Below are 26,104 nucleotides of genomic sequence, written 5' to 3'. Positions count from 1 at the left end.
TCATTCGATCACATAGCCTAGCGATCGAAGAACATTATTCATGAATGAACGCGTATAAAGATAGACTTCTTCCCGTTCAGGCTCTTGCATAACATCATGATACAATTCTTTCCATCGCTTATACTGAAGCTCGGACAAATTTTGTGCCTGTACCCAACTGTATGAGTAGCTTGGATCGGTAATTTCATCCGCTTCACCCGTATGCAAAAGAAACGGCATATCTTGTATAGTAGAGTCTTTTTGCACGACACTTTTCATCAGAAGCTCTAGTTCACGGTACCAGCCAGCTGTGATAAGCGATACATACAGCGGATCTTCTTCATACTGCTCCAAGAATGCAGGGTTTCTAGACAGCAAAGAAGGCTTCATTTCGTGATTGAGCTTCATAGAATGCGCCAGCTTTGTCAGCATTTTCGCGAGTAGCGGCGGATGATGTTCTAAATGAAGCCATGGGGAGGAACAGATAATGCCTGCACATTCCACCTGTTCCGTCTGCAACAGCCTCAACAAAAATGTTGCACCTAAACCATGACCGTATAAAAATACCGGCAGATTTCCATCCAAACCTGTCTGAATCAATCTTTTGATAAACCTGCGATATTCTTTAAATGTTTCTGAATGAACTTTTACTCCTTCTTTGCCGTGACCAGGTAGATCTCCTGTTACCACATGAAAACCATCGCTTCTAAATCGCTGAATGAGCCAAGCGTATCGGCGATGATGCTCATATGCATTGTGGACAATGACCACTGTTGCTTTCGGTTGCCCTTCTGCTTCCCATTTCCACATGGACATCACTCCTTTAGCTTTCTTATACATGGAATGCCCTTCTTTTCTTTCGGAAAAACCAAATGTTTGATAGGATAAATTATACATGATTTTTAGGGAAAGAGGAGATTAGATTGATTTATCCGTATGAAGGTAAAATGCCGGAGATCGACCCATCTGTTTATATCGCGGATTATGTAACGATTACAGGTGATGTCACGATTGGTCCTGAGTCGACTATTTGGTTCAATACGGTAATCCGGGGTGATGTTTCTCCGACGATCATCGGCCGAAAAGTGAATGTGCAGGATTTTTGCTGTCTTCATCAGAGCCCGCAATTCCCATTGATTTTAGAAGATGAAGTGACAATTGGTCACAAAGCTATGCTGCATAGCTGCACTATTAAAACAGGCGCGCTAGTAGGCATGGGGGCGACTGTACTTGACGGAGCAGAGGTTGGAGAAGGTGCATTTATCGGCGCAGGAAGTCTCGTGACACCAGGCAAGAAAATCCCCCCAAACACATTAGCACTAGGCTCCCCTGCGCGTGTCGTCCGTGAACTGACCGATGAAGACCGTGCAGATATGACCCGTATCGTGAATGAATACGCGCGCAAAGGTCAGCTGTATAAGGAAGTTCAGGCTAAATAACAGTGAAAGCACCGGCTCCTTTAGGAGTTAGGTGCTTTTTTTAACAGATCATTCAATTTCTTCGACATTTGAGGAGTTGCAGCATAAACATCTTCATCTGCAATATACAAAAACGTAACTGCCTCTCCTGCCCACATATGAATTCCGTGAGTCGGCAGCTCTCCATCATTGGAATTGTATGTTACTTGCAAATCATAGTCAGGATCCGACGATATTTCAGCTGAAGACTGTACAGCTGTAGTAATAGCTTCTCTAAACAACTCTAGATCTTCTGCCGAATCAAATGAAAGAAACGTCTCTTCATTCATCCCGCCATAGTTTTCAAAATATGAAACCTTCACTTCACGTAGTGGCTCATCTAACAAATCCATCTGCTCACCAAGGGAAGTACACCCTACTACCCCCATAGCGATTAGTAAAACAAACATACCTATTCTCCATCTCAAATCTATCCCTCCGATTAACCTTTTGTATACGTTATCTCCACTAATTATGACTCTTCCATTACGAAATTGTTCCAGATTTGGTTTGTTACCTTTATGGATTCCTATATCAAAATCATTTAATAAACCCTTCCATCTATATGATTCTAAGCTGTAAAAAAAAGCCAAGCAGACGCTTGACTTTTCATTCGTTATACAAGTTTTTCGCCTTCTCTTCTAAAGAAGCCAAAGATGCCAACTGTCTGAACGATATTGGTGAATGCCTGTGGATCGGTTTCATTAATAATCCGCTCCAAGTCATACAGCTCATAGCGTGTAATGACGACGTACAGCATACTTTTATCTTCCTTTGAATACGCACCTTTTGCAGGTAGGATCGTAATACCGCGTACCATTTGTTTGTGAATAGCCTGCTGCAGTTCATCCGGCTGCCTTGTAATGATCATCGCCGTGACTTTTTCGTGGCGTGTATGAATCATGTCTATGACAGATGTCGTAACGTATAAAGCAACCATTGTGTACAATGCATTTTCTGGCTCATACAGAATTCCTGCAAAGACAATCAGTATGCCATTCAATATGAGGAAGAAAATTCCGATCGGTTTATCCTGCATACGCGACAGGATCATCGCAACGATATCCATCCCACCGGTAGATGCACCCAATTTTAAGGATATCCCCACGCCTACTCCTCCCAATACTCCGCCAAACACTGCATTGAGCATGATGTCGTCTGAAAGAGAAGTCAATGGGAGTATTTCCAAAAATACCGTTATAAAAGCAACAGAGACAATACTGTAGATGGTAAAGCCCTTGCCTACTTTGAACCAGCCTAAAATAAAAACTGGAATATTAAATAACAGCAACAGGACCCCCGTACCGACTGTAATATTCAGCTGGTCCGTAAGAACACTGGAAACCAATTGTGCTGCCCCTGCAAACCCGCTGGCATAGACATTGGCGTTGATGAGAAAGAAATTTAATGATATAGCCATTAATAATGACCCGAGAATAACAACTATAATTCGTTTTGCTTCAATAAAAAACATATTGACCCCCCATGATGACTTACATTTTCTCGCATGAAATTGATTATAGCTATTCTTTCCTCACATTCATAGCTATAAACAAAAAAAATCTTAATAAGCCATCCTCCGTCTGCTGTGATCACCGTACCATTGACGTACTTGGAATCATCTGTAAATGAATACCGTCGGAAACACTAACAAACGATGTTTTTATTAGGAATATTCACACTATTATAACTTAGGCGTTGAAGTTTAAATAGGACAGAAAGCGGCTATAGTTAGGAGGGGAATCAAGGAGGAACAGTACGATGAAGACAACAGAAAATATTGTAGAAATAAAACGTGATGAAGTGATTGAAGAGTTGGTCTCAAATGGGGTATTTAAGATCGACGGTAAACAGTTGTATGAGCTGTCACTTCAGTCATTGATGAAAGAATATCAAACAGTGGACACTCCTGAAACACAAATGTAATCCAATAAAAATAGACGTCACCGATTTATTCGGCGACGTCTATTGTTTTTTCGTTCTGTTACGCCTCTTCTATCGAAGGCTTTGCACTTCTCATTATACGGTACAAGATCATCAATACTACTGCGATTCCCAACCCTATACCTACTACAGTATATTGGAAACGGATTGTAGAGAAACCTGCTAAACTGGCAATACCATCCAAGACAAGTGGCGAACTGAACTGTCCGACATAAATAGAGCTTGAAACGGCAGCAATCACTTTGTCACTGTGTAAAGGATTCACTAAGCCCAGTGCTTTGACGTTGATGATCGGAAATAAAATCCCCTGTCCGAAACCAACCATACATGTACAAGCCAATATAACCGGAACTGAATGACTCAAGGATAAGCCGGTAAACGCAACACCCATAACCAGTAAGCTGATTGGAATAATATATGACTTCAACACATCCTGCAGCTGAATCAACGTCAGGCTTGTGATCATTCCGCCGACTGTCGTAAATGAAATGACGGTACCGGCCAGTTCTGAACCGCCTATATTGCTTTGTTCAAGATATAATGCCATATTCGTAGCAACTGAATAATAGACGAGCATGATACCGGCCGAAGCTAACGCATAGCCATATACCGCTTTTGGCAATTTATATTTAGAAGTATCTTTATCTTTTTTACGGGGCTGATCTTTCGGTAAAAAGAAAAACACCATGATAAAGATTACTATACCCATTAGATAGACATTAAAAGGCGCCCGCCAGCTGATCGCTGCCAAATAACCTGCCAGCATCATCGTCACAATTCCGCCAAAGTTACTGAAAGCGGAGTTATACCCCATCATTTTGACCTGTTCTCTACCATTGAAGTGGTCACTGATCAGCGTAATCGCAAGCGGCATGACTAAACCGACACCTGCACCCAATATAAAACGGAAAGCAAGAAGCATCTCAATTGTATTTGTAAATTGCGCGCCTACCCCGGCAATTACATAGATTGATAACCCGAGCAGTACAATAGTGCGTTTTGAGATTTTACTAGTCAGGTAACTCGAGATAAAAGTAAATGGAATAATAAATAATGAAGGTGCAGTCAAAATCAGCTTGATCATGACCGGATCAGCATCCGGGAAGTTCGAGGCAATTAATCCAAGAGCAGGAGAAATCGCTGCTCCGGCCATAACAGTCGCCATTGAAATCGCAATAATCGTTGGTTTCAGCATTCGGTTCATGCGTCTTCCCCCCGGGCTTCATGTCGTTTCAGCTGACGAAGCACCTTATCTACAGACAACTCGATCGGCACCATTTTACGCGCATTGGATAACAGTAAGCCGTGAACTAAAGATAAATGATAAATCGCAAGTTCTTCAGGTTCCCCTTCAATGAAATCACCGGTCAGCTGGCCTCTTTCAATAATCTGAGAAATCCGAATCACCATTAAACGATATCTTTCCACTATGTTTTCTTTTGTTTCTACAGGTAAATAATCGGAATATAGAGCCTGCATGATGAGAATATGACGATAAACTCCATCTCTCAACGGTGCGGAATGTGTGACATCTGTCAGCCATTCCAATTGCTTCAGCGGACTTTCGGATTGTTCTTCTGCTTCATCAATCATTTCAATCATCGTCTCCAGCAATTCTACGAGAACGGTAACGTATAATTCTTCTTTTGATTTGAAATAATGATAGAACAAACCATGACTTAGCTCTGCCTTGTTCGTAATCTCACTAATTTTAGTTGCCGCAAAACCTTTCATACCAAATAATTCGATTGCCGCATCCTTTAGCTGATGTTGCCGAACATCACGGATTTCTTTAAACTTTTCACTTGTTCTAGGGGACATAATCGATGCTTCAACTCATTTCTAATTATTGATTGACTCACAAGTCAATGTTGAATAGTGTACTGTTTAAGTTCGATTCTGTCAATAAAAAAACGGCTCACCAATTGGAGAACCGCCTTTCAGCTATATTTACGATGCAATCTCTTTTCCACATCATTGACGATATCCTGTACCGAATCGCCTTCAATACTTACCACCGGGAAGTCGAATTGATCTATATTTACGTCACTCAATGCTCTTACAACACCCATATCATAATCCTTCAATTCTTGATCACTATCGAACATTTTGACTTCATGTCCTTTTTCCTCGAGTACCTGTTTTATATCATCAAATGGTTTTTCTACCGCTATTTTAGCCTGATTGTATTCCTCCTGTTTTTATTGTCAAAATGATTTATTTTAGCAATAAAGGGTATTTTAAATTAACTGTATCATTTATTCAGTAAGGGAGATGAGTATTTTTGTTTGGATTAAAGGATCTTTTCTTTCTAATCATCTCGATCTTCATTATACTGCCCGTGACCACTTTCATCCGCGAAGCCGGCTATTTTATTATAAGCAGTTTTTTTAGAGCAAAAAACCCACGGCTTACGATTGGGTCAGGTCCCAGACTTTTTAAACTGGGATTTTTAGATATTAGAAGGTATTACCACGTACACAGCTGGTTTTCATATGATTCAATTAAATCCAAAGGCAAGTTTGCCTATATCTGTATATATGCCGGACCGATTTTAACCAACCTGATCATAGCTCTTACATTGAATGCGCTGCTTGCGAATGGATACTTGGAAGATACCCAAAAATTTTGGAATCTGTTTATCTTTTATTCGCTATATTTTGCACTCTATGATTTAATTCCTATGAATACAGTGAACGGCAAACCAAATAACGGAATGATTATTTATGAACTGATTCGTTACGGCAAACGAATAGACTACAATGCAGAGCCAATAATCGTCGGTACTACTGAAGCCGAAAAAGAATACAGAGAAGAAATAAAAGAATTCAAGAAAATAAAAGAAAAAATACAAAAGAAACATAAATAAAGAAAGGATGACGCAGAATGATCGTACGTGAACGTGAAGAACATTTTGTCATGATTGAACAGCATCAACACGGACATCTGGCGAGAGATATTATGGCACATTGGAAAAAAGAGTTGTTTCCGGGATTGAAATGGCGTGAAAGGGTTCTGACAGCTATAGAAAACCACGATATTGGGTGGCGGGCTTTTGACCGTCAGCCATTTTTCCATGATAAAAAATCGGCTCCTTTTCGTTTTACAGACTTTCCTTCCCTTCCAAAACTCATCCTGTATAAACAAGGTATTGACCAAGTCGAAAAGATAGATACTTATGCCGCCATGCTGTGTAGCAATCATTATGAGCAATTTATAAATGGAAATGATGAACCCAAGGCACAGCAATTTATTGCAGAAGAGCATAGTAGGAGAAAAGAACTTTCCAAACAAGTAGAAGGTTTTGACTGGCAGTTATTTGAACAGCATTACGCACTGCTCCAGCTGGGTGATAATTTTTCACTTTACTGCTGTATTAATGAACCGGATGCTGATAAGGCGAATGAACATTTATTTTTCCGCAATGGGATCCCTTCGCCCAATGTCCTGTCAGGTCTGCCAAACGGACGTTTCGGTATACATTTCGTAGACAGCAGGACGATCAAGGTCAAGGATTTTCCATTTACAGATTCATTTACTGTCCAGATTATACAAAAGGTTGTCAGCAAAAAAGAAATTGCAGAAAATGGACTGCAATCCGCCTATGATCATTCAGCAAATGAAACAGTTACGTTGCACTTCTCATGTAAATGACGGAATAACACGTTGGTAGCCTTTATATTCTTTTTCAAGCCGTTCACCCAGCTTGAAGAGCGCATCTTCATTGCCGACTTTACTCACTAATTGCACAGCGATGGGCATGCCTTCCCTGTCCGCACCGACTGGAATCGTCAAAGCAGGCAAGCCCCAGACGTTCGCGTACGCTACATAAGGAATGTATCGCGTGTAGGTCTTGCGGATAGAAAACAACTCTTTATAGACTGTGCCATGCGCCGGAGCAGCAGAGTGATAGACGGGCAGAACCAAAATACGTTTGTCTAAATAGCGGCCGAGCAGAGCATCTCCTTTTTCGATAATTGCATTTATTCCCTTCACACGTTCATCGGAAGGCTTAAAGAGCGATGCCCCGATCAATGCCCAAGACAGATAGCGGTGTACTTCTGTCTGTTTCCCTACTTTATCCAATAAAAACTCACGCAGCGGCTGGGCGGACCTATTGCCGAACGCTTCAGACGCTGCTCCATTCGCTCCGTCTATTGACATAATTTCCTGCCAGAGTACTGCAGTTTTATTGAAGTGGGGCGGAATATCATTCACTACCAGCAGACCTTCTGACAAAAAGTCACGAACAGCCTGCAGAAAGCCTTCTGTTTGTGTGGATAGTGGCAAATTCATTTTGGGCATAAAGGTAATCGCGAAGTCTTCCAGCCGCTTTTCTTCCAGCGGTTCATTTGCAATGATTTCGTATATACTTTTGGCGTCCTGTACAGATTTGGTAATTGGACCAATGCCCAGCATTCTTTGCTGCAATGAATGCTCTTCTGCAGGATAGCTGCCGCGAGAAGAGACTTGACCATCCCCTGATTTAAATCCGACGACTCCGTTGAAATGACTCGGAAAACGAATCGAACCACCAATATCCGAGCCAATTCCTGCTGCCGCTGCACCCAATGCGATGGCTGCTCCTTCTCCACCGCTCGATCCGCCCACTGTTCTTGACAGATCTCGAGGATTATTCGTTCTGCCATACAGCGCATTATCAGTTTCCTGGCAAAAGCAGAGTGCCGGCGTATTGGTCTTGCCAATTATAATGGCACCTTCAGCTTTCAGCTTACTGACGATTTCTGCATCTGTCTGAGATATTAAACCTTTTCTATAAGGCAGCCCGCCTGTCGTCTGCATCCCTTCCACATCAAATGATTCCTTCATGCTAATCGGTACTCCAAACAGTTTGCCTTGCGCATTTCCTTCTTTCCTTAGCTGATCTGCTTGGTCTGCCTCTTGCAATGCCAGGCTAAATCGCTCTTCCACTAAAAAATTTACAGCTGGATTAGTCGCTCTGCAATGTTCAATATAGGCTTCTGCCGCCTGTTTGGAAGTAATACGTCCACTATCCAGTGCTGCCTTCAACTGTGTTGCATCCATATCAAGCACATACGTTGTTTCCTGTATAGTTGTCATTCTTCTATTCCTCCCACTTTCTGAATCTTCTATATATTAGACTATACTATTTGAACACAGAAAAAAAGCAGAAAGAAGAATTTCTCCTCTTTCTGCTTAAATAGAACTCTTTTATTGTTGAACCCCTGATTTACTCGCAAGCTCTTTCAATGCTTCGACTTTATCTGTCTTTTCCCATGGCAAGTCAATATCCGTACGGCCGAAATGACCATAAGCTGCCGTTTGCTGATAGATCGGACGGCGAAGATCCAGCATTTTGATAATGCCCGCCGGACGTAGATCAAATAATTCACGAACAAACTCAACCAGTTTCGACTCAGCCAGGCTGCCCGTCTCAAATGTATTGATTGAAATAGACACTGGACTCGCTACACCAATAGCGTAGGCAATCTGCACTTCACAATGCTCTGCCAATCCGGCTGCTACGATATTTTTCGCTACATAACGCGCTGCGTAGGAAGCTGAGCGGTCTACTTTCGTAGCATCCTTACCAGAGAAAGCACCGCCGCCGTGACGTGCATAACCACCGTACGTATCGACGATGATTTTACGTCCCGTCAAGCCTGCATCCCCTTGAGGACCACCGACTACAAAACTGCCTGTCGGATTAATGAAGTATTTCGTGTTTTCATCTAATAAATGTTTAGGAACCACCGCGTTGATGACCACTTCTTTTACATCTTTTTCAATCTGTTCAAGCGTTGCTTCCGGGTGATGCTGTGTAGAAATAACAATTGTGTCAATCCGCACAGGTTTATTATTCTCATCATACTCTACAGTTACCTGCGTTTTTCCGTCAGGACGCAAATAGGAAATTAACTCTTCTTTTCGCGCTTCTGTCAGACGGCGTGCCAGCTTATGTGAAAGACTGATCGGCAACGGCATTAACTCATCTGTTTCTGTGCAGGCATAACCGAACATCAACCCTTGGTCACCCGCGCCGATTTCATCCAACTCTTCATCTGACATTGAACCTTCACGCGCTTCAAGTGCTACGTTGACACTGGCCGCAATTTCCGGTGACTGTTCGTCAATAGATGTCAAAACTGCTGACGTTTCATAATCAAATCCGTATTTCGCACGAGTATAGCCAATTTCTTTCACTGTATCGCGCACAACTTTCGGGATATCCACATACGTTGTCGTAGTAATTTCTCCCATGACTAAAACAAGACCTGTTGTGATGCTCGTTTCACACGCTACACGCGCGTTTGGATCTTCGGTTAAAATCGCATCCAGGATGGCATCTGATATTTGGTCGCACATCTTGTCAGGATGGCCTTCAGTAACTGATTCTGATGTAAACAGTCGACGGTTTGTCATTTTGTTTCCCCCTATTAAGCAACATGATACGGTACTCTCATAAGTCCCTGGTAAAGTTCCACGCCTGAAATGACGTCAATCATATACCATAAGGATTCAGGGCTAGTTTATATTCCGCACCGGCGGAATTACATCTAGATTTTGAATCGCCTTTGCGATTAACTCCTTACAAAATCCATGACATCCGCCGGAGGCTATATTGATTTCAACAGGTTTTCCTGTTGAAATCAATATAAAAAGCCCTCTACTCAAGTTATATCCATGAGTAAAAGGCATGATTTCACGCGCAGCACCTTTCACTCTTATCGTCCAAGGAATTCAACCTTGCTTCAGGTTTGGCACCTTCGCGCAAGACAAAAAGTCTTTTGCAGGTTGCCGGGTTTCACAGGGCCTGTACCCTCCACCAACTCGGGATAAGAGTATCCGTTCATGTCACATAGTATAAAAAAGTTTGGTTTTTGTCAAATTTTTTATATCAAATCACTTGAGTTTTTAATTAGTATAGATTATTATTCTTAATGTGTTATACTATTTACGAATTAAGATGTGCTACTCAAATAAAACGACTACGCAAAGGACGGTATGTAATTATGATATCTGCAAAAATTGATGATAGCTTGAAAGGCCTTCTATCAGGAAGCAACGTGACGATCCAAGCGTCTGTGGCGGAATTAACGGAAAAAGCAATTGCTAATAATGAAGCTGAACTTTCAGCAGACGGCGCTTTAACAGCACGTACAGGGAAATATACAGGACGTTCTCCTAAAGATAAATTTATCGTCGAAGATGCAGTGTCTAAAGACAAAGTAGACTGGGGCAGCACGAACCGCCCGATTTCTTCAGAAGCATTTGATTCATTATACACGAAAGTCGTCGATCATTTACAGCAAAAAGATGAACTCTTCGTATTTAAAGGATTTGCAGGTGCTGATAAGGACTCCCAGCTGTCTATTCAAGTCGTAAACGAACTGGCTTGGCAAAACTTATTTGTCCACCAGCTGTTCATCCGTCCAACTGCTGAAGAATTACAGACTCACGAATCACAGTTCACGATTTTGGCTGCTCCTTCATTTAAAGCAGATCCAGAAGTGGACGGCACGAATTCAGAGACTTTCATCATCTTGTCTCTTGAGAAGCGTATCGTTTTGATCGGCGGCACAGAATATGCCGGCGAAATGAAAAAATCGATCTTCTCTGTTATGAACTTCTTGCTTCCTGAAAATGACATTTTATCTATGCACTGTTCAGCAAACGTTGGAGAAGAAGGCGACGTAGCACTATTCTTCGGTTTGTCCGGAACAGGTAAAACAACTCTTTCCGCTGATGCAGACCGTAAATTAATCGGTGATGATGAGCACGGCTGGTCTGACAACGGCGTATTTAATATCGAAGGCGGATGCTATGCGAAATGCATCAACCTTTCTAAAGAAAAGGAACCCGAAATTTTCGGTGCGATCCGTTTCGGTTCCGTACTGGAGAACGTAGTATTGGATGAAGAGACACGTATTCCTGATTATGATGATAAATCACTGACTGAAAATACACGTGCAGCATACCCGATTGAAAATATTGATAATATCGTGACACCTTCTGTAGCGGGTCATCCGAAAAACATCATATTCTTGACGGCTGATGCTTCCGGGGTATTGCCTCCCATCTCAATCTTAACTAAAGAACAGGCAATGTACCATTTCTTGAGCGGATTCACTTCTAAGCTGGCTGGAACGGAGCGCGGAATTACTGCTCCAGAACCAACTTTCTCAACTTGCTTCGGTTCTCCTTTCCTACCGCTTCCTGCTGCAACTTATGCAGAAATGCTTGGAAAGAAAATTGACGAGCACGGTGCGAAAGTATTCCTCGTCAACACTGGTTGGACAGGTGGCATTTTCGGAGTGGGCTCACGTATGAACCTTGGCTACACTCGCACAATGGTCCGTGCAGCAATTGCCGGTAAATTGGATAACGTCGAAACGAAAAAGAATGAAATCTTTGGATTGAATATGCCTCTTGAAATAGAAGGCGTACCGACTAACGTCCTTCACCCGCGTTATGCTTGGGAAGATCCTGAAGAATATGATAAAGAAGCAAATCGTCTGGCTGCTGCCTTCCGTGAGAACTTCAAGAAGTTCGATCACGTCTCGGAAGAAATTGCGATTAAAGGCGGACCAATTGCGTAATAGACATACAAAAATCCTTGCAGATATCCATCTGCAAGGATTTTTTTCATTAGTGGCCCTGTCTTTTCATCCAGCCTACCGCATCTTTCACAAGCTGTCTGTTCATTTCAGGAGGTATATAATGTGTATAACCCTCTAAATACCACGTTTCATACACTTTATTGGCATCACGCAAAGCATTCTCCAACAACAAAGCCTGCTCAAATGAAACATTCGAATCCATCGTCCCATGAATAATTAATGTTGGTATTTCGATATCTTGAATGCGAAAAAGCGCAGTCCGTTCACGATAGGCATCAGGCTGATTATTCGGGGTTCCGCCAATTACCCTCTTCATCATCCTCCGCATATCTTCCCGTTCTTTATAGGTGAATACAACGTCTGATATGCCTGCCCATGTAACCATTGATGTCAGATCTTCACGTAAAATGGCAGTCCATAATGCCATGATGCCTCCCCGCGAAAAAGAAAACAGATGTATTCGCTCTGAATCGACTGCCTGTTGCTGTTTCAGAACTTCTACTCCCGCCACGGCGTCATTGCGATCGTCACCTGCGAATTCATCCTTCCCTTCTCCTCCTCGATTTCCTCGGTAATAAGGAGCGAACACGACCAAGCCGTGAGAAGCAAATTGAGCAATACGAGCCGGGCGAACCATTCCGACATGTTGAATGCCCCCGCGCAGATAGAGCAACCCATCATAACGCCCTTCTGCTTTAGGCGTTGCAAGCATTCCTTTCACTTGAAGCCCGTCAGACCAATATGTCACTTCTTGCAGACGAACTTTGGGATTTGGCGATGGATATTCTTTACAATAGATAATTTCACCGTCAGCCTTCACTGGCATTGGCTTCCACCCACTTCCTCAGCTCACCCATTCCACGGTCTTTCATATGAAAACTGAGATTTGAACAGGCATCCAATTCAGCATCCGTCATCCAGATAAGTCCTTCCGTTTCGAGTAATTTGTGATGGTGATCGATTCCGACGATATCACCAGTAAATACCGCTTTGCAAAACGGGGGTGCGGTAAAGACAACATATTCGGCAAACGACCGGACATTTTCAATCGTTACTCCCGTTTCTTCAAACGTTTCCCGGATAGCCGCTTGTTCTATCGATTCGCCGGGTTCTGCTTTCCCACCAGGAAACTCAAATCCCCGTATACGATGTTTCGTCAATAGCCAGCGTCCTTCATACTTTATGACAACTAATACATGACGAGATTCAATTTGGTGTTGATTCGGGCCGAATGTCAGCTCCACATCGGCACCTTGTAAGTCTTCAAATTTCAGCATATAGCTCACGTCCTTTCCCTTAGTGTAGCGGAAAGTCGCATGCCGAATCAACGAAAGAACGGCAGCTTCTCAATAAAACGTTTGGATTCTTCATCAGTATATTCATGAATTAGTGCATAGACTTTCATCATTCGCTTATCAATATCGTGATTATCTTTGTCATAGTGATATTGAATATAGGGCAAGTGTGATCGTAGAAAGTTACGGAATTCCAAGCGTTCCATCTGTGCAAATAATCGTTCGAAAACAGGGTATGCTTCTTTTGTGACCTCTACTTTATATTCCCAAGGTGAAGAATATGGATCCAACAGAACTTGCTTGTGACTCATTGAAACATACATCGTATATTTTTGATCAGGCATGACCATCCTACTTTCTTTTTTACGTAGTATGGACGTTTTTGATAAAAATATCCCGAAAAAGAAAATGTAAAAGCCTAGTAACCAATAAATGATTAATAGGCTTGAACTATCTATTTAGCTTGTTCTTCATAAACGACACGTTCAACCGCCAATGCCACATTCACATGCACATTTGGATCTAACGGATGCGGTACGAGATCATCACGCTTCGTACTTTCGACAATCGCAAGAGCTGCTGCAATGAGCATCGGGTACGTAATCTCCTTAGCGTTTGCGTTTAGTGCACCTCGGAAAATTCCAGGGAAACCAAGAACGTTATTGACTAAACGTCCATCCGCCGCGTACGCTGCGCCTGCTTCGAGTGCTACATCCGGCATAATTTCTGCATTTGGATTCGATAATGCCAGTATGATCTGCCCTTTGCGGACCATTTCCGGCTTAATCAAATTCGCTACTCCTGTTGTGGCGATAACCAAATCACAAGTTGCCATGATTTCTTCCATCGATTGAGCAACGATGCCACCAAACTCTTCCAGCATAGCTGTCGCCTTAGGATTTAAATCAATGCCCTTTAATTCTTCAACGCCGTACGCGATAAACATTCTGCTGATTGCAAGACCTGCTGCACCAAGGCCGATCTGACCGATTTTTGAGTCCGCCAGATCAACACCGACATGCTTGCACGCTGTTAATGCTGCCGCCAGCGCAACGACTGCAGTCCCGTGCTGATCATCGTGCATGACTGGAATCGACAATTCTTTTTTCAGCCGATCTTCAATTTCAAAACAATGAGGAGCTCCGATATCTTCTAATAAGATCGCACCAAATCCCTGGTGGATATGCTTGATCGTCTCTACTACTTCGTCAGGATTGCTCGTATCCAATAATATCGGAATACCGCTGATACCTACGAACTGGTCAAACAGTACAGCTTTCCCTTCCATAACAGGCATCCCCGCCACAGGACCAATATTGCCAAGACCTAAAATTGCGGTTCCGTCTGTAACAATTGCGACGGTATTAGAAATTCCCGTAAAATAATTTGCCTGTTCAGGATCTTCCTCAATTGTTTTACAGACACTCGCTACACCCGGTGTATACACTCTGCGTAAATCTGCAAGTGAACGGATCGGATGGCTTGCTTTCATATGAATCTTACCGCCCTCATGTGCTTGCAGGACGTCGTCTGTTACGGCATGAACTTTAATGCCGTTTTTCAAATCTTCAATCGCTGCTACGATTTCATCCAAATGTTCTTTGTTGTTACACAGCAGCGCTATTTCTCGAATGGTAGAAACCGTGCCAACCTTAATTGTCTGGATGTCACCAATATCTCCGTTCAACTGCCCGATTGCCATCGTTACTTTACCTAAATTACCCGGTTTGGACGGTGTTTCAACAATTATATTTCTTAAGAACTGGCCTTGCGCCATAATCGCAAACCTCCTACTACAGTATGTATTATTTATACTACACAGTGTTACTGTGTGATTCCATCGAAAAAAAGACACATCTCTAATCATACGAGATGTGTCTTCGGCAATCAAGCCTTGATATCAACTGATGCACCTTTATGCGGGTGCACAGCGACGGGCTGACTGTCCAGATTATTCAGCATTTCTGCAACCGCAGAAGTTTCCATCGAAAGAGCTTTAGACATTACACTCATTTGAACGGTTGATTGCAAGCTTCTCAACTGACTGGACATGATTGAATTGATATCCATTTCGTTCACTCCTTCCTGCTATTCACTTCTTAGTATCGGCTGTTTCCCTGCTGAATGAAGGATTTTCATTCATTTGTTTCTCCGAGGAACGCATTCAGCATCCACTGGTGCTTTTCAATACTTTGATAAATAGCATTCAGCACATCTTCAGTCATATCATCGCTGGCTTTCGCAGCAAGATCCATTCCTTTTTTCAATGATTTCATAATCTTATCGAAATCATCAACCAATGCCTGAACCATTTCATTGGCTTTTTCCGTTCCTTTGGCTTCACTAACAACTGAACTTTCTATGTGCTGCGCTAATGTAGCAGTCGGTTCTCCGCCCAACGTCAGTACACGTTCAGCGATTTCATCCATATGCGCTGTCGCTTCGTTGTACAGCTCTTCAAATTTCGCATGCAGTGTAAAGAACTGAGGTCCTTTTACATACCAATGATAATTATGCAGCTTTGCATACATCACGGACCATGTAGATACTTGCTTGTTTAACTCTTGAATTAATTCTTTAGACATAAAAAACACTCCTCTGATTGTTGTAAGCTTCTCTCTTTTAATTTACCACTTAAGTAGGTAAACTAAACCTACTTATATTGAAAGGTGAAGCAATTATGCTAAAAAAAACATTTGTGTCTATCATTCGGTTTTATCAGAAATTTATTTCTCCATTAACTCCGCCTTCTTGCCGCTTTTATCCCACCTGCTCGCACTATGGTGTCGAGGCAATCGAAACACACGGCGCCATTAAAGGAAGTTGGCTTGCTGTCAGAAGAATATTGAAATGTCACCCCTTCCATGAAGGTGGCTTTGACCCGGTGCCTCCCAAAAAAACGCAGGAATAGTACTAACAATCACGCCTCGGCGTGATTGCCTCTAATTTGTAAACACACCCTGAACAGAAAGACAACTCGCATTCAACCCTCCACTTATAGAAGTGAGGTTTCTGCTGAATACAAATAAATATTGTTGCATTCAAGAAAAGAATCTTGTATGATAAGGAAGTTATCTAAATAGTAATCATTCCGATTACGAACCCGGAGGCTTTCATAAATGAAAAATCGTTATCTTTTATTAGCAGCTGCCATACTTTTGGTATTAAGCGGATGCAGCAACAAGGCAACCGATGAAACTGAATCCCCTTCATCCGAAAAATTAAGTGTGTATACGACTGTATATCCGTTGCAATATTTCACTGAGCGGATCGGCGGTGATGTGGTAGATGTACAATCGATCTACCCGCCTGGAACCGATGAGCATGTATTCGAGCCGACGCAAAAAGATATGATGGCTCTGTCAAAAGCAGATCTTTTCTTCTACATTGGACTGGGTCTTGAGGGCTTTGTTCAGAAAACCGAGAAGACCCTGAAAAATGAGCAGGTACATTTTGTTCCTGTCGGAGATGCCATTGATCCGGAAGAATTTGAAGAGGGACATTCACATGAGCATGAGCACGAGCAGGAAATACACGGTGAAGAGGAAGAAGAACATCATCATGATGAGTCTGCAGTAGATCCACATGTTTGGATTTCCCCTTACCTCAGCACGTTGCTTGCTGAAAAAATCAAGGATGAGCTTTCCGATGAACTGCCTGAACATGCAGCGCAATTTGAAAAGAACTACAACGAGCTGTATGACGAGCTGGAAGCACTTGACAGACAGTACAAGACGATGGCTGATGAAGCACCGAATAAAACCTTTTTCGTCTCGCATGCGGCATTTGGCTATTTAGCGAATACGTACGGCCTGGAGCAACTTGCAATTTCAGGTTTGGATTCACAAAACGAGCCATCACAGAAGCAGCTAGCTTCCCTTGTTCATGAAGCAAAAGAGCAAGATATCCATTACATTTTATTCGAACAGAATGTCAGTTCTAAATTAGCAGAAGTCATTCAAAAAGAATTGAATGCCGAAACACTAACGCTTCATAATTTAAGCGTACTGACGGATGAAGAAATTAAAAATAAAGACGATTACTTCTCCCTGATGGAGCGTAATCTTCAAGTACTAAAAAAAGCTTTACAAAACTGACAGCGGACCTCAATCCGCTGTTTTTCTATAGCCTTTTTTTCAATTCAAAGCGCATTAATTTATTGGAAGCATTCCGCGGAAGCTGATCAGTGAATCTAATTTCTTTCGGCAGCTTATAACGCGCCAGATGCTCTTGGCAATAGGAAAGCAGTTCTGTTTCTGTAACTTCTTCGGCTATGACAAAGGCAATCGGAACCTGGCCCCATCGCTCATCTTGTTTTGCACAGACTCCCGCTTCCCGAACAGCAGGATGCGCGAGAAGAACATTTTCAATTTCGGCAGGATAGATATTCTCTCCGCCTGAAATGATCAGGTCAGCCCGACGGTCAACGATAAATAAGTAGCCGTCTTCATCCAGATAGCCCGCATCCCCTGTAGCAAGCCAGCCTTCTTCTGTAAGCGGCGAACGACTGCTTTGACTGCCGATATATCCTGGAGTTACATGCGGACCTTTTATGAGTACCTCACCCACTTCTCCTGCCTCTTTACTGCCTTGAATAGCAATTTGATTAAAGAATAATGGTTTTCCGGCAGAACCCAATTTACGCATGGCCTCTGTTTTTCCCAGTGTTGCTGTTTGTGAACAAGTTTCCGTCATGCCGTATGTCTGCAATATCGGCAAACCGCAAGACGCTGCACGCTTCAGATAATCGAGCGGTACCGGACCGCCACCCACGAGCATCGTACGGAAGGAAGGATGAGCTATGTTATTCTCTTCTTCCATGACTCGTACAATTTGATCCAATGTCAGCGCAACTACGGACATCGACGTAACCGTTCCTGCAGTAATTTGTTTTGCTGCTTCTTTCGCATCGAACTTCTCATAAAGACGCATTTCCATTCCATAAATAACAGAGCGTATGACTATGGAAAGACCGCTAATATGAAATAACGGCATCATACAAAGCCACGAATCCTGATCTGTCAGCCCTAAATTTAAAGCAGATGCGAGTGCACTTGACGTATGATTTCCCGCTGTCTGCCGGACTCCTTTAGGCAGACCTGTCGTCCCCGACGTATACATAATAGAAAGTGTACGGTTTTCTTCCCACTGCTCAAGCATTGTAAATTCTTTTGCCGGCATTTGGCGGACAGCCGAATACTGCAGACATTCAATGCCACTAAAACAAAAAGTAGCCGCAATTCGATCATCGACTATGACAATGCTTGGTTCTGCGTCACTCACCTGCCACGCCAGCTCTTGTTTAGTTAGACGGTTATTGAGGAAGACGACTTCTGTACTCAATAACCACGAGGCGTGGATGAACAGAACGGTCTCTTCATTGGAAAGACTCAGCAACGCAATACGGTCGCCTGCTTTTACTCCTTTATGATGCAGTTGCTGTGCTATTTCAAGTGAAGCTTCATACACTTCACGAAATGATTTTCCTGGAAGTGCTGATTGTTCAGGCGTCAGCTTCGCCCGCTGAAGCAGCCAGTTTGGAATTATCATCAATAATGCCCCTTTCATGTAAATGAAAAAGCTGCCCATGATAGGCAGCTTTCAAGTTGTTTACGGGAAACGTGGGAACTGATCGAAGTCCGGTTTGCGCTTTTCTTTAAATGCATCGCGGCCTTCTTTTGCTTCATCCGTTGTGTAATAAAGAAGTGTAGCGTCGCCAGCCATTTGCTGAAGTCCAGCCAGTCCATCTGTGTCTGCATTCATTGCAGCTTTCAGGAAACGCAAGGCAGTCGGGCTCTTGCTCAACATTTCTTCACACCATTGAACTGTTTCATCTTCCAGCTGATCGTAAGGTACTACCGTATTTACTAACCCCATATCCAATGCTTCTTGTGCATCGTACTGACGGCACAAGTACCAGATTTCGCGGGCTTTTTTATGTCCAACAATTCGAGCCAGATAGCCTGAACCGTAACCTGCGTCGAATGAACCGACAGTCGGTCCCGTCTGGCCAAAACGTGCGTTATCTGCAGCAATCGTCAAATCACAAACTACATGAAGTACATGGCCGCCGCCAATTGCATAGCCTGCAACCATCGCAACAACCGGTTTTGGAATCACACGGATTAAACGCTGAAGATCCAGTACGTTCAAACGTGGAATATCATCATCCCCGACATATCCGCCGTGTCCGCGCACTGATTGGTCGCCTCCTGAACAGAAAGCCTTTTCTCCTTCACCAGTTAAGACGATAACTCCAATACGCTGATCATCGCGTGCGCGTGAGAAAGCATCGATCATTTCCATTACTGTTTTCGGACGGAATGCATTGCGCACTTCCGGTCGGTTGATGGTAATTTTTGCAATACCATTGTACATTTCATATTTAATATCATCATATGTACGAAGTGTTTCCCATTGACGTGTCATTCAAACTCCTCCTCAATTTTTAAACTGTTTTAAAAAGCTCCTTATCATTGTAGCAAACTGTCGCGGTTTTTCCACGTGAATTGCATGTCCTGCATCTTTAATCGTTTCATGCAGTACATTTGGCAGTAAACATGTCATTTCCCGGGCAATATTCTGAAACTTCATGTCTTCACTGCCTGTTAACAGCAATACTGGAAAGCTAAAGTTTTTTAGCTCCTCCCAGTAAGACGGCTGACTGCCTGTGCCAATCCCTCTTAAACTGTTGGCCAGGCCAATGGATTTCTGGTTCAAACGTTCATTCCTCACCGCAAGCCGCCGTTCTTCAGACAATTTCTTTTGCGAATCAAACAGCGGAATCGCTTCCCAGAATTCGACAAATTTCTCGATACCTTCGTTCTCTATCCGATTCGCCAGCTTGGCATCAGACTCCCTGCGTGCTGCCCGCTCTTCTTCTGTACGCAGTCCGGGTGAACTGCTTTCAAGTATCAAGCCTGCGATTTCTTCAGGATACGCATTAGCATATCCCGCAGCAACACGGCCCCCCATTGAATAACCAAGCAGTACGGGCTGTGTGACCTGCAATTTCCTCAGTAGATTATGCAGATCAGCTGTCTGCTCTTCCATTTTGTAGCGATCTGTCCCCTCAGGAGATGCCGTCCTGCCATGACCGATCAACTCAATAGCGATGACATAGTAATCCTTTGAGAGCTGCTGGATCGTTTCTGTCCACGTATTTGCTGAACCTGTAAATCCATGCAGTAAAACAACTGCCTGTGACTGTTTCTCTCCATAGCATTCCACATACGTCGAAAGACCTCGTATTTCTATCATATCAGACTTCAATACCTTCAACTCTTTTCGCAATTTCACGCCAGATAGCTCTGTGCGCTTCCACATTATCCTCACGGCGTGTGAAAACTTCAATAATGCGTAAGTCTGCTCGTTTTTCTTTGGTCAGTGCATCTTCGAATGCTTCTACTGTGGAAACTGCATCATACTGCGCTTCATACATAGCTGCAATATGGTTAAATGTCAGGTTCGTCGGTGTGCCGAACAATTCTTCATAATGGTCCTCTACCGATGCCTGCGGTAAGTAGGAAAAGATTCCGCCGCCATTATTATTAATAATGACGATCGTTATATCGGTCTGCTGTAGACGCGAAATGATTAAACCGTTCATATCGTGCAAAAATGCCAAATCACCTATCAATAAATACGTATGTCGTTTGCGTGCCTGCTGCACACCAAGTGCTGTCGAAACCACGCCATCAATACCATTCGTTCCCCGATTGCAAAACAGCGCGATATCTTTCTCTGTTTTCTGGAAAAATGTATCGAGATCACGTATCGGCATACTGCTGCTGCAGACAACATCCGATTTATTTGGCAGATTTGCTATGAACTGACGGACGACATGACCTTCATCACCTTTGAAATGTTCGTCTTCCCCAAGTATATCACTGGATATTTTATTCGCTTTCATCCAGAGAGCCGTAAATTCGGACATTTCGAACTGAAGATTCCACAGATTCCAGACACTTACTGCAGACGTTTGCAGATGATGTGTTGTCAATGCCAATGGATCACGGTAATTTGGAGACTCATCCACTACAATATAAGTTTCTGGACGAGTTTTCTTCAAGAACAAAGTCAATGATTTTGATATTGGCTGTGGCCCGAAACGAATCACACAATCAGGCTGTACACGCCCGCTGAATTCCTCGCTTTTCAGCAATGCGTCATATTGATCTATACATAAATCGGCGCAGTCAGCAGGTATCTCTGCACGCAGATTTGATAACGGATCGCATAACACCGGCCACTGCAGTCTTTTTGCAAATTGCCAAAATTGATCTTTATGTAAAGTGGGCGGCTGCTCACCTGCTATGATGATTCCCCGCTTCGATTCCTTGACCGACTGCATCAGCAAGTCTTTCATTGGCTGAGACAATTGAACTTCTGCCGGTAGTTGCTGCTGGAACCTACTAGACAACTGCTGTTCGTCAAAATCTATCAACAAAGGCTCTCTGAACGGCACATTAAAATGAACAGGTCCTTGCGGTGCTGTCATGGCGGTAGACAGAAGGCGCACTGCACGCTGTTCCATATAATCTAGAATTTCCGGACGGTCTTCCGGCACTGGAAAGTCGACACTGTCTTTGACGTGTTCCCCATACATGCGGATTTGATCGATCGCTTGCGGCGCTCCCACTTCACGCAGCTCATGCGGGCGGTCTGCTGTGATGACAATCAGCGGCAGACGTGCATAATAAGCCTCTGTGATGGCAGGATGATAATTCGATGCTGCTGTCCCCGATGTACATAAAAGGACAGCCGGCTGCCCTGTCGCTTTGACCAGACCAAGCGCATAAAAGGCAGCAGACCGTTCATCTGTATGAATATACGTTTCCATATCCTTCGATTTAGAAAAAGCATAAGCAAGCGGCGTGGACCGGGACCCTGGACTGATGACTGCCCGGTTGGCTCCCTGGCGTATAAGTGTATCTGTTAAACGAAGTACATAATTCGTTAAAGCAGCTTTATGATTATTCATGTAAACTTCCTCCAAGGGCACGCAGGACAGGACGGAATTTCACCCATGTTTCCGCGTATTCTTCATCCGGTTTCGAATCTGCGACAATACCTCCACCAGCATATAAATAAGCTTCGTTTCCTGTCAGCAGACCTGAACGGATCGCGACAGCAAATTCGCCGTTGCCAGCCGCATCCGTCCAGCCAATCGGACCTGCATAAAATCCTCTGTCCATCCGTTCTTCTTCACGAATGATTTCAAGAGCAGTCTTCCGCGGCACACCGCCTAGTGCAGGTGTCGGATGCAGCGCTTCAACTAAACGGAAAATATCCATATCTTCCGCCAGTTTTCCTTCTACAGGTGTAAACAAATGCTGAATATCACGAACCTTCAATAATTTTGGTGTTTTATTCACTTGTAATGAAGTGCAGAATTCAGTAAAAACCTCTGTGATCATATCGACTACATACTGATGTTCTTCACGATTCTTCTTATCACGCAGTAATTGTTCGCCTAACTGCTGGTCTGCCTTCGCCGATTTCCCACGATGAATAGATCCGGCCACACAAGCAGAATAGGCTTGTCCATTCTTGATTTCGACCAACCTCTCCGGTGTCGCTCCGAAAAACATGTCTTCTCCTATTTGCAGCCCGAAATGATAGCTTGCCTGCTGTTCATTCGTGATCGCATTCAATGCAGCTGTTTTCTGAAACTCTTCTTCAAAAGTCAGCTTAATTTCACGGGCAATGACAACTTTTTCAGCTATCTGTTGGTTGATCTGCGACGTAACTTTCTCGACAGCCTGCATATATCGCTCCGTTGCAATCTCTGTCTGAGAAACAAGAGCGGGCTTACTTTGTATAGTAAACTCTTCTACTTCAGCGATATGCGTTAATCGATCGCGTTCCTGGCGAAGAGCTTCAAATTCAGCAGCGGCTTCCATTTCTTCTGTCACATAGTTTATTGACACATACGTTTTACCATTTTCCATTTTCAGCTGAAATAAAGGAACCGTGAAATAAGCTGCCGGGAATGCCTGCCACTCCTCATCTTGTCTAGTTTCTGGATCGAATGAAAAACCTCCGAATAAAACAGGGTCCATATCCTTTTCTTCTTTGATCAGCCCTTCGCAAAGTGCCTTCCATTGTGAAGATATCGACTGGAAACGCTCTGTTTCTGCCGTCAGTACAGCTGCCTGTCCAATACCGACAAGCTTGACCGTATTATCTGCATTTTGCCACAAAAAGCGATGATCGCCATAATCTGAACGACCCGCTTCAAAGAAGGCTAGCGGACTTAGGGTCTCCACTTCTATTGTTTCCGTAAAGAATCGAGCGTTAGCACCTATAGGTATGGCATTCTTCACTCGATCGGTCAATTTCCGGTTCATCCTTCTCTCTCCTTATCATCAATCATTATGTTATCGAAAATTTTCGTCCAGACTTGTAAACGCTGAACAATAAGTACCTTTATTCTATCACATTGAACACATGACGTAATATGATAAGGTCTTCCAGTTGAAGACAGTATATGACAAACGATTTTCGCCTTACCCAACCAGTTGTTTTTGCGGTATAATAGCACGTATGACTATAGTTAGGAGAGATCACACGTGCAACACTCAATAGAATCAGATACAGGATGGCGGGTTTGGTGGCAGTTGACCCGGCCTCATACTTTAACCGCCGCCTTTGCACCCGTCTTTTTAGGAACGATGATCGCACTGCAATATGGTTCGCTTCACTTCCCGCTGTTTATAGCCATGCTGACAGCAAGTCTGTTCTTACAGATGGCGACAAACATGTTCAATGAATACTACGACTTCAAACGTGGACTCGATGACGAGCATTCCATAGGGATTGGCGGTACCATCGTACGTAACGGCGTCAAACCGAAGACCGTCTTACATCTCGCCTTGCTTTTGTACGGTCTGTCCGTACTACTCGGCATCTATATCTGTATGGAGACCTCTTGGCTTCTCGCAGTCGTAGGTTCAATCGCAATGCTGATTGGCTATCTTTACACTGGAGGACCCTATCCGATCGCCTATACACCGTTTGGAGAGCTCGTTTCAGGTTTCGTTATGGGAATGCTATTAATTTTAATTGCCTTTTTCATTCAGACCGGCACTGTTACAGGAGATGCTATTCTGCTTTCTGTACCGAGTATGCTCTTAGTGGGAGCCATTATGTTGGCAAACAACATTCGCGATATCGTAGGCGATACAAAAGGCGGACGTAAAACGCTGGCTATCTTAACTGGCCGTTCAACTGCCGTGAAGATTCTCGCGTCATTCTTTATCATTTCTTATATCTGGGTCATCATACTCGTCATAACTGGACATGTCTCGGCCTGGGCACTGCTCGTTCTCTTGAGCATTCCGAAACCGTTGCATGCGGTGAAGACATTTACTCAATACGAACAACCGATCCAGGTCATGCCCGCAATGAAAGACACTGGAGTGACCAATACCCTCTTTGGACTTCTTTTAGGCATCGGCATTTTGATCGCCCATTTCATCTGAATAATTTAACCCGGAAACGTCTACACTGAAAAATGTAGGCGTTTTTTCTTTGGAAAGGTTTACGGATCCTCTTAAACAGGGAATGACTGAAATAACAAGCTTTCTTTTACTTCAACATATATCGAGAGAGCCATACAGAAAGGGTTGTGAGTATATTGTTAACTAAAGAACAGATAAAAAACTTGGAAAAAGAACTGCATGCTATGGAAGAGCGTTTGACTGAAACGGAAGAAGAAACACAAATAAAAGAATCGGCACAAGAAGAAGTCGGCGAATTATCCATGTATGATAATCACCCTGCAGATATGGGTACCGAATTATATGAAAGGGAAAAAGACTTGGCCTTGAATACACATGCTGACGACGAACTGAAGAAAGTGCAGCACGCACTTCAGGCGATCAAGGAAGGGACGTACGGTACATGTGAGACATGTGGTAAGGAGATTCAATTCGAGCGCCTAGAAGCCATTCCGTACACGACAGTATGTATTGAAGATGCAGAAAAAGCCGTACCCGACGATCGCCCCGTCGAAGATGACGTCTTAATTATGGCGGAGCCTAACTCTTTTGCTGAGCGAAGATCGGGAGCAGCCAGAGATTATGAAGATAGCTTCCAAGAAATTGCGAAGTCAGGAACATCCGAGACTCCATCAGACTTTGCGGGCAATGAAAACAGAGATTATGATGATTTGTATACCACTGAAGACGATGAGGATGCAGAGGAATATGAAGAGTTTGCTGTATCTGATATTACAGGAGAGCCTGCTGGTTTCGTTCGAACTGAAGGTGCAGAAGAATATATGGAAGAGCTGGACGAAGAAGGTCTTGAGTCCCCTCTTGGTGAAATTCCCTATCATAAAGGCGACAGTTATATTGAAGATAAATAATATAAAAACACGGAAGTATCGAATGATCTGCAGTTGCTCGATACTTCCGTGCTATTTATTGTTATGAAATTTAATATAGAAAAAAAGACACTGTACATTTGAATGTACAGTGTCTCTTCAGTATGACCCCTACGGGATTCGAACCCGTGATACCGCCGTGAAAGGGCGGTGTCTTAACCGCTTGACCAAGGGGCCAAAAATTATGGCGGAGAAGGAGGGATTCGAACCCTCGCACCGCTTTCGCGATCTACACCCTTAGCAGGGGCGCCTCTTGAGCCACTTGAGTACTTCCCCATAAAAATGGCTCCGCAGGTAAGACTCGAACTTACGACCGATCGGTTAACAGCCGATTGCTCTACCACTGAGCTACTGCGGAATGGTGGGCCTAAGTGGACTCGAACCACCGACCTCACGCTTATCAGGCGTGCGCTCTAACCAGCTGAGCTATAGGCC

28 protein-coding genes, 3 tRNA genes and 1 riboswitch are annotated in these 26,104 nt (G+C 43.4%); of the genes, 9 read left to right on the top strand and 22 right to left on the bottom strand.

Going from position 1 to position 26,104, the window contains the following annotated elements:
- Entirely contained in the window at positions 1-789 is a 789-nt protein-coding gene (locus tag Q1J64_RS03135) for an alpha/beta fold hydrolase (RefSeq protein ID WP_301107639.1), read from the bottom strand.
- A gap of 113 nt (positions 790-902) precedes the next feature.
- On the opposite strand from Q1J64_RS03135, the gene Q1J64_RS03130 reads away from it, so the two are divergent.
- The gene (locus Q1J64_RS03130) at positions 903-1,418 is read left to right on the top strand and encodes a gamma carbonic anhydrase (protein WP_301107638.1); all 516 of its coding nucleotides are present in this window, start codon (positions 903-905) and stop codon (positions 1,416-1,418) included.
- Between the two features lie 20 nt (positions 1,419-1,438).
- On the opposite strand, the gene Q1J64_RS03125 is transcribed toward Q1J64_RS03130, so the two are convergent.
- Together Q1J64_RS03125 and Q1J64_RS03120 are read right to left on the bottom strand one after the other, a co-directional pair.
- Positions 1,439-1,864, bottom strand: coding sequence for a YhfM domain-containing protein (locus Q1J64_RS03125; RefSeq protein WP_301107637.1), 426 nt, complete (start codon positions 1,862-1,864; stop codon positions 1,439-1,441).
- Positions 1,865-2,052: 188 nt separating this feature from the next.
- On the bottom strand, positions 2,053-2,910 hold the full coding sequence (locus Q1J64_RS03120; RefSeq protein WP_301107636.1) for a YitT family protein: 858 nt from the start codon (positions 2,908-2,910) through the stop codon (positions 2,053-2,055).
- 287 nt (positions 2,911-3,197) lie between these two features.
- Between Q1J64_RS03120 and Q1J64_RS03115 the strand changes: the two genes are divergently transcribed.
- Positions 3,198-3,362 (top strand): Fur-regulated basic protein FbpA, encoded by a 165-nt coding sequence (locus Q1J64_RS03115; protein ID WP_301107635.1) that lies wholly within the window; start codon positions 3,198-3,200, stop codon positions 3,360-3,362.
- A gap of 58 nt (positions 3,363-3,420) precedes the next feature.
- On the opposite strand, the gene Q1J64_RS03110 is transcribed toward Q1J64_RS03115, so the two are convergent.
- The 3 genes from Q1J64_RS03110 to Q1J64_RS03100 all read right to left on the bottom strand — a co-directional run bounded on the left by Q1J64_RS03110 (position 3,421) and on the right by Q1J64_RS03100 (position 5,554).
- Positions 3,421-4,584, bottom strand: coding sequence for an MFS transporter (locus Q1J64_RS03110; protein ID WP_301107634.1), 1,164 nt, complete (start codon positions 4,582-4,584; stop codon positions 3,421-3,423).
- Complete coding sequence (locus tag Q1J64_RS03105; RefSeq protein WP_301107633.1) at positions 4,581-5,201, bottom strand: TetR/AcrR family transcriptional regulator; 621 nt, start codon at positions 5,199-5,201, stop codon at positions 4,581-4,583. Before Q1J64_RS03105 ends, Q1J64_RS03110 begins: the two co-directional genes overlap by 4 nt.
- Before the next feature lie 119 nt (positions 5,202-5,320).
- Entirely contained in the window at positions 5,321-5,554 is a 234-nt protein-coding gene (locus Q1J64_RS03100; RefSeq protein ID WP_301107667.1) for a YkuS family protein, read from the bottom strand.
- 110 nt (positions 5,555-5,664) lie between these two features.
- On the opposite strand from Q1J64_RS03100, the gene Q1J64_RS03095 reads away from it, so the two are divergent.
- Complete coding sequence (locus tag Q1J64_RS03095; protein WP_301107632.1) at positions 5,665-6,249, top strand: hypothetical protein; 585 nt, start codon at positions 5,665-5,667, stop codon at positions 6,247-6,249.
- A 17-nt stretch (positions 6,250-6,266) separates the two neighbouring features.
- Entirely contained in the window at positions 6,267-7,034 is a 768-nt protein-coding gene (locus Q1J64_RS03090; protein WP_301107631.1) for a DUF3891 family protein, read from the top strand.
- Here the strand turns inward: Q1J64_RS03090 and Q1J64_RS03085 are convergent.
- Together Q1J64_RS03085 and metK are read right to left on the bottom strand one after the other, a co-directional pair.
- Complete coding sequence (locus tag Q1J64_RS03085) at positions 7,023-8,462, bottom strand: amidase (protein WP_301107630.1); 1,440 nt, start codon at positions 8,460-8,462, stop codon at positions 7,023-7,025. The genes Q1J64_RS03090 and Q1J64_RS03085 overlap by 12 nt on opposite strands.
- A gap of 111 nt (positions 8,463-8,573) precedes the next feature.
- Positions 8,574-9,785, bottom strand: a complete 1,212-nt coding sequence (gene metK, locus Q1J64_RS03080) for a methionine adenosyltransferase (RefSeq protein ID WP_301107629.1) — start codon at positions 9,783-9,785, stop codon at positions 8,574-8,576.
- Positions 9,786-10,084: 299 nt separating this feature from the next.
- A riboswitch (SAM riboswitch) is annotated at positions 10,085-10,205 on the bottom strand.
- 170 nt (positions 10,206-10,375) lie between these two features.
- Here metK and pckA point away from each other — a divergent pair.
- On the top strand, positions 10,376-11,962 hold the full coding sequence (pckA, locus tag Q1J64_RS03075) for a phosphoenolpyruvate carboxykinase (ATP) (protein WP_301107628.1): 1,587 nt from the start codon (positions 10,376-10,378) through the stop codon (positions 11,960-11,962).
- Between the two features lie 49 nt (positions 11,963-12,011).
- On the opposite strand, the gene Q1J64_RS03070 is transcribed toward pckA, so the two are convergent.
- The 6 genes from Q1J64_RS03070 to Q1J64_RS03045 all read right to left on the bottom strand — a co-directional run bounded on the left by Q1J64_RS03070 (position 12,012) and on the right by Q1J64_RS03045 (position 15,863).
- A complete protein-coding gene (locus Q1J64_RS03070; RefSeq protein ID WP_483315962.1) occupies positions 12,012-12,803 on the bottom strand; it encodes an alpha/beta hydrolase family protein in 792 nt (263 codons plus the stop codon).
- Positions 12,793-13,260: an NUDIX hydrolase gene (locus Q1J64_RS03065; RefSeq protein WP_301107626.1), complete on the bottom strand. Its 468-nt coding sequence runs from the start codon at positions 13,258-13,260 to the stop codon at positions 12,793-12,795. Before Q1J64_RS03065 ends, Q1J64_RS03070 begins: the two co-directional genes overlap by 11 nt.
- Positions 13,261-13,307: 47 nt before the next feature.
- Positions 13,308-13,622 (bottom strand): transposase, encoded by a 315-nt coding sequence (locus Q1J64_RS03060; protein ID WP_301107625.1) that lies wholly within the window; start codon positions 13,620-13,622, stop codon positions 13,308-13,310.
- 110 nt (positions 13,623-13,732) lie between these two features.
- Positions 13,733-15,055, bottom strand: a complete 1,323-nt coding sequence (locus Q1J64_RS03055) for an NAD-dependent malic enzyme (RefSeq protein WP_301107624.1) — start codon at positions 15,053-15,055, stop codon at positions 13,733-13,735.
- A 110-nt stretch (positions 15,056-15,165) separates the two neighbouring features.
- Positions 15,166-15,348, bottom strand: coding sequence for a putative motility protein (locus tag Q1J64_RS03050; protein ID WP_301107623.1), 183 nt, complete (start codon positions 15,346-15,348; stop codon positions 15,166-15,168).
- 65 nt (positions 15,349-15,413) lie between these two features.
- A complete protein-coding gene (locus Q1J64_RS03045) occupies positions 15,414-15,863 on the bottom strand; it encodes a Dps family protein (protein WP_301107622.1) in 450 nt (149 codons plus the stop codon).
- Between the two features lie 95 nt (positions 15,864-15,958).
- On the opposite strand from Q1J64_RS03045, the gene yidD reads away from it, so the two are divergent.
- Together yidD and Q1J64_RS03035 are read left to right on the top strand one after the other, a co-directional pair.
- Complete coding sequence (gene yidD / locus Q1J64_RS03040; protein ID WP_301107621.1) at positions 15,959-16,189, top strand: membrane protein insertion efficiency factor YidD; 231 nt, start codon at positions 15,959-15,961, stop codon at positions 16,187-16,189.
- Between the two features lie 208 nt (positions 16,190-16,397).
- Positions 16,398-17,375 (top strand): metal ABC transporter solute-binding protein, Zn/Mn family, encoded by a 978-nt coding sequence (locus Q1J64_RS03035; RefSeq protein ID WP_301107620.1) that lies wholly within the window; start codon positions 16,398-16,400, stop codon positions 17,373-17,375.
- Positions 17,376-17,400: 25 nt separating this feature from the next.
- Here the strand turns inward: Q1J64_RS03035 and Q1J64_RS03030 are convergent, their stop codons facing one another.
- The 5 genes from Q1J64_RS03030 to Q1J64_RS03010 are packed head-to-tail and all read right to left on the bottom strand — an operon-like array spanning position 17,401 to position 23,630.
- Positions 17,401-18,828, bottom strand: a complete 1,428-nt coding sequence (locus tag Q1J64_RS03030) for an o-succinylbenzoate--CoA ligase (protein WP_301107619.1) — start codon at positions 18,826-18,828, stop codon at positions 17,401-17,403.
- 60 nt (positions 18,829-18,888) lie between these two features.
- Positions 18,889-19,707 carry a 1,4-dihydroxy-2-naphthoyl-CoA synthase gene (gene menB, locus Q1J64_RS03025; protein WP_153721739.1) on the bottom strand — a complete coding sequence of 273 codons (819 nt, stop codon included), beginning with the start codon at positions 19,705-19,707 and terminating at the stop codon, positions 18,889-18,891.
- A 12-nt stretch (positions 19,708-19,719) separates the two neighbouring features.
- Complete coding sequence (gene menH, locus Q1J64_RS03020) at positions 19,720-20,550, bottom strand: 2-succinyl-6-hydroxy-2,4-cyclohexadiene-1-carboxylate synthase (protein ID WP_301107618.1); 831 nt, start codon at positions 20,548-20,550, stop codon at positions 19,720-19,722.
- Positions 20,540-22,261, bottom strand: a complete 1,722-nt coding sequence (menD, locus tag Q1J64_RS03015; RefSeq protein WP_301107617.1) for a 2-succinyl-5-enolpyruvyl-6-hydroxy-3-cyclohexene-1-carboxylic-acid synthase — start codon at positions 22,259-22,261, stop codon at positions 20,540-20,542. The genes menH and menD overlap by 11 nt, the downstream gene beginning before the upstream one ends.
- On the bottom strand, positions 22,254-23,630 hold the full coding sequence (locus tag Q1J64_RS03010; protein ID WP_301107616.1) for an isochorismate synthase: 1,377 nt from the start codon (positions 23,628-23,630) through the stop codon (positions 22,254-22,256). Before Q1J64_RS03010 ends, menD begins: the two co-directional genes overlap by 8 nt.
- A 222-nt stretch (positions 23,631-23,852) precedes the next feature.
- Between Q1J64_RS03010 and Q1J64_RS03005 the strand changes: the two genes are divergently transcribed.
- Together Q1J64_RS03005 and Q1J64_RS03000 are read left to right on the top strand one after the other, a co-directional pair.
- Positions 23,853-24,764: a 1,4-dihydroxy-2-naphthoate polyprenyltransferase gene (locus Q1J64_RS03005; RefSeq protein WP_301107615.1), complete on the top strand. Its 912-nt coding sequence runs from the start codon at positions 23,853-23,855 to the stop codon at positions 24,762-24,764.
- Positions 24,765-24,910: 146 nt separating this feature from the next.
- Positions 24,911-25,651 carry a TraR/DksA C4-type zinc finger protein gene (locus Q1J64_RS03000; RefSeq protein ID WP_301107614.1) on the top strand — a complete coding sequence of 247 codons (741 nt, stop codon included), beginning with the start codon at positions 24,911-24,913 and terminating at the stop codon, positions 25,649-25,651.
- Positions 25,652-25,774: 123 nt separating this feature from the next.
- On the opposite strand, the gene Q1J64_RS02995 is transcribed toward Q1J64_RS03000, so the two are convergent.
- The 3 genes from Q1J64_RS02995 to Q1J64_RS02985 form a co-directional block, all read right to left on the bottom strand.
- A tRNA-Glu gene (locus Q1J64_RS02995) sits at positions 25,775-25,846 on the bottom strand.
- Between the two features lie 8 nt (positions 25,847-25,854).
- Positions 25,855-25,945: transfer RNA gene (locus tag Q1J64_RS02990), tRNA-Ser, on the bottom strand.
- A 7-nt stretch (positions 25,946-25,952) separates the two neighbouring features.
- Positions 25,953-26,027: transfer RNA gene (locus tag Q1J64_RS02985), tRNA-Asn, on the bottom strand.
- Positions 26,028-26,104: the final 77 nt, after the last annotated feature.

The sequence above is a fragment of the Sporosarcina sp. genome (genome assembly GCF_029257255.1).
Taxonomy (GTDB): domain Bacteria; phylum Bacillota; class Bacilli; order Bacillales_A; family Planococcaceae; genus Sporosarcina.
This window is presented reverse-complemented; position numbering and strand designations above follow the sequence as displayed.

Excerpts from the sequence above, each read along its gene's own strand:
- Q1J64_RS03135 (WP_301107639.1), bottom strand. The coding sequence starts at position 789 with ATGTGGAAATGGGAAGCAGAAGGGCAACCGAAAGCAACAGTGGTCATT.
- Q1J64_RS03120 (WP_301107636.1), bottom strand. The coding sequence starts at position 2,910 with ATGTTTTTTATTGAAGCAAAACGAATTATAGTTGTTATTCTCGGGTCA.
- Q1J64_RS03115 (WP_301107635.1), top strand. The coding sequence starts at position 3,198 with ATGAAGACAACAGAAAATATTGTAGAAATAAAACGTGATGAAGTGATT.
- Q1J64_RS03110 (WP_301107634.1), bottom strand. The coding sequence starts at position 4,584 with ATGAACCGAATGCTGAAACCAACGATTATTGCGATTTCAATGGCGACT.
- Q1J64_RS03105 (WP_301107633.1), bottom strand. The coding sequence starts at position 5,201 with ATGTCCCCTAGAACAAGTGAAAAGTTTAAAGAAATCCGTGATGTTCGG.
- Q1J64_RS03090 (WP_301107631.1), top strand. The coding sequence starts at position 6,267 with ATGATCGTACGTGAACGTGAAGAACATTTTGTCATGATTGAACAGCAT.
- Q1J64_RS03085 (WP_301107630.1), bottom strand. The coding sequence starts at position 8,462 with ATGACAACTATACAGGAAACAACGTATGTGCTTGATATGGATGCAACA.
- metK (WP_301107629.1), bottom strand. The coding sequence starts at position 9,785 with ATGACAAACCGTCGACTGTTTACATCAGAATCAGTTACTGAAGGCCAT.
- pckA (WP_301107628.1), top strand. The coding sequence starts at position 10,376 with ATGATATCTGCAAAAATTGATGATAGCTTGAAAGGCCTTCTATCAGGA.
- Q1J64_RS03065 (WP_301107626.1), bottom strand. The coding sequence starts at position 13,260 with ATGCTGAAATTTGAAGACTTACAAGGTGCCGATGTGGAGCTGACATTC.
- Q1J64_RS03060 (WP_301107625.1), bottom strand. The coding sequence starts at position 13,622 with ATGCCTGATCAAAAATATACGATGTATGTTTCAATGAGTCACAAGCAA.
- Q1J64_RS03055 (WP_301107624.1), bottom strand. The coding sequence starts at position 15,055 with ATGGCGCAAGGCCAGTTCTTAAGAAATATAATTGTTGAAACACCGTCC.
- Q1J64_RS03050 (WP_301107623.1), bottom strand. The coding sequence starts at position 15,348 with ATGGATATCAATTCAATCATGTCCAGTCAGTTGAGAAGCTTGCAATCA.
- Q1J64_RS03045 (WP_301107622.1), bottom strand. The coding sequence starts at position 15,863 with ATGTCTAAAGAATTAATTCAAGAGTTAAACAAGCAAGTATCTACATGG.
- yidD (WP_301107621.1), top strand. The coding sequence starts at position 15,959 with ATGCTAAAAAAAACATTTGTGTCTATCATTCGGTTTTATCAGAAATTT.
- Q1J64_RS03035 (WP_301107620.1), top strand. The coding sequence starts at position 16,398 with ATGAAAAATCGTTATCTTTTATTAGCAGCTGCCATACTTTTGGTATTA.
- Q1J64_RS03030 (WP_301107619.1), bottom strand. The coding sequence starts at position 18,828 with ATGATAATTCCAAACTGGCTGCTTCAGCGGGCGAAGCTGACGCCTGAA.
- menB (WP_153721739.1), bottom strand. The coding sequence starts at position 19,707 with ATGACACGTCAATGGGAAACACTTCGTACATATGATGATATTAAATAT.
- menD (WP_301107617.1), bottom strand. The coding sequence starts at position 22,261 with ATGAATAATCATAAAGCTGCTTTAACGAATTATGTACTTCGTTTAACA.
- Q1J64_RS03010 (WP_301107616.1), bottom strand. The coding sequence starts at position 23,630 with ATGAACCGGAAATTGACCGATCGAGTGAAGAATGCCATACCTATAGGT.